The sequence below is a fragment of the Bradyrhizobium oropedii genome (assembly GCF_020889685.1).
GTDB lineage: Bacteria > Pseudomonadota > Alphaproteobacteria > Rhizobiales > Xanthobacteraceae > Bradyrhizobium > Bradyrhizobium oropedii.
Window position 1 is genome coordinate 1 of sequence record NZ_JACMYO010000421.1, and the last position, 1,410, is coordinate 1,410.

The 1,410-nt window shown below is 63.3% G+C and carries 2 protein-coding genes; one reads left to right on the forward strand and one right to left on the reverse strand.

What is annotated here, in order from left to right:
• Nucleotides 1-234, reverse strand: a 234-nt coding sequence (locus H8A95_RS43020) for a LexA family protein (protein WP_229188449.1), incomplete at its 3' end; no start/stop codon positions are given.
• Nucleotides 235-272: 38 nt separating this feature from the next.
• Between H8A95_RS43020 and H8A95_RS43025 the strand changes: the two genes are divergently transcribed.
• Nucleotides 273-1,393, forward strand: a protein-coding gene (locus H8A95_RS43025) for an IS630 family transposase (RefSeq protein WP_229188448.1) whose coding sequence is annotated in 2 segments (ribosomal slippage) — nt 273-645 and nt 645-1,393 — 1,122 coding nt in all. Because the reading frame shifts where the segments join, the coding sequence is not laid out codon by codon here.
• The last annotated feature ends 17 nt before the right edge of the window (nt 1,394-1,410 follow it).

A 1,410-nucleotide genomic window follows, 5' to 3' on the forward strand; every position in this document is an offset into this window, starting at 1 on the left:
CTCGATACTTCGTGCGACGCCGGGTTGACGTCGGATAAGACCGGCTCGTTCGAGGGTGACGACCATCTGATGAACCGAGGGTGGGCTAACCTGGAAGTGGCGTTGCATGTCGGCTTCGGCGGGGGCGCACCGGAACATGTGCGAGTAGGTGTAGATGAAAGCGAGGTACTCGCCCTGCTTTTCGGTGAAGCCTTGCGCGCCGGGGCGGCGGGCGAGGCCTGATTTCCGATTCATTTGTCGATTCATCCGGCTCTCCGACAAAGGGGGCCGAGATGAATATACGTTATCGAGTCGAACTGAGCCAAGCCGAACGCGACGAACTGACCACGATGCTGAGCAAGGGCAAATGCGCTGCCCGCAAACTCAAGCGAGCCCAGATTCTGCTGGCGGCGGATGCCGGCCGCAGCGACGAGGAAATTGCGCGCACCGTGGCGGTGGGCGGCTCCGCCGTGTACCGGACCAAGCGGCGCTTCGTGGAAGGCAATCTGGAACGGGCGCGGAGCGAGGAGCCGCGTCCCGGGGCAGAGCGAAAGCTCACCGGCAAGGAAGAGGCTCTGCTGGTGGCAACCGCTTGCACCAAGCCGCCTGCGGGCCGTGCCCGCTGGACGCTGGAGCTGTTGGCCGGCGCGATGGTCAAACTCACCGATATGAGAGCCTGTCAGGCGAGACGGTGCGCCGGCGGCTGGCCGAGAACGGCCTCAAGCCGTGGCGTCGGGACATGTGGTGCATTCCCAAGGTCGATGGCGAATACGTCGCCCGCATGGAAGACGTGCTCGACCTTTACGCCGAGGCACCCGATCCCGAGCGGCCGGTGGTGTGCTTCGACGAAAGCCCGGTGCAGCTCATCGGCGAGGCGCGCCAACCAATCCCGGCCGAGCCGGGCCGGCTCGAACGTTACGATTACGAGTATCGTCGCAATGGCACCGTCAACCTCTTCGTCCTGCTCGACGTGCATCGTCCCTGGCGCAAGGTCAAAGTCACCGAGCGCCGTGCGGCAGAAGACTACGCCCAATGCATGCGCGAGCTCGTCGACATCCATTATCCCGACGCCGAGACCATCAGGGTCGTCCAGGACAATCTATCGACCCATTCTGCCGGCGCCCTCTATCAGGCGTTCCCGCCTGCCGAAGCCAGACGGATTTTGCGGCGGCTCGAGTTCCACTATACCCCCAAGCACGCAAGCTGGCTCAACATGGTCGAGATCGAGATCGGCGTCATGCGCGGACAGTGCCTCGATCGCAGGATCGACGACCCCAAGCGGCTGCGCCGCGAAATCGCCGCCTGGGAACGCCAGAGAAATGCCGCACGCTCCCGCATCAAATGGATGTTCACTACCGACAAGGCCCGTTCCAAAATGGGCCGCGCCTATCCCAACGCTTCCAAAGAGTCATAATTACTGTGCAGAGCCAC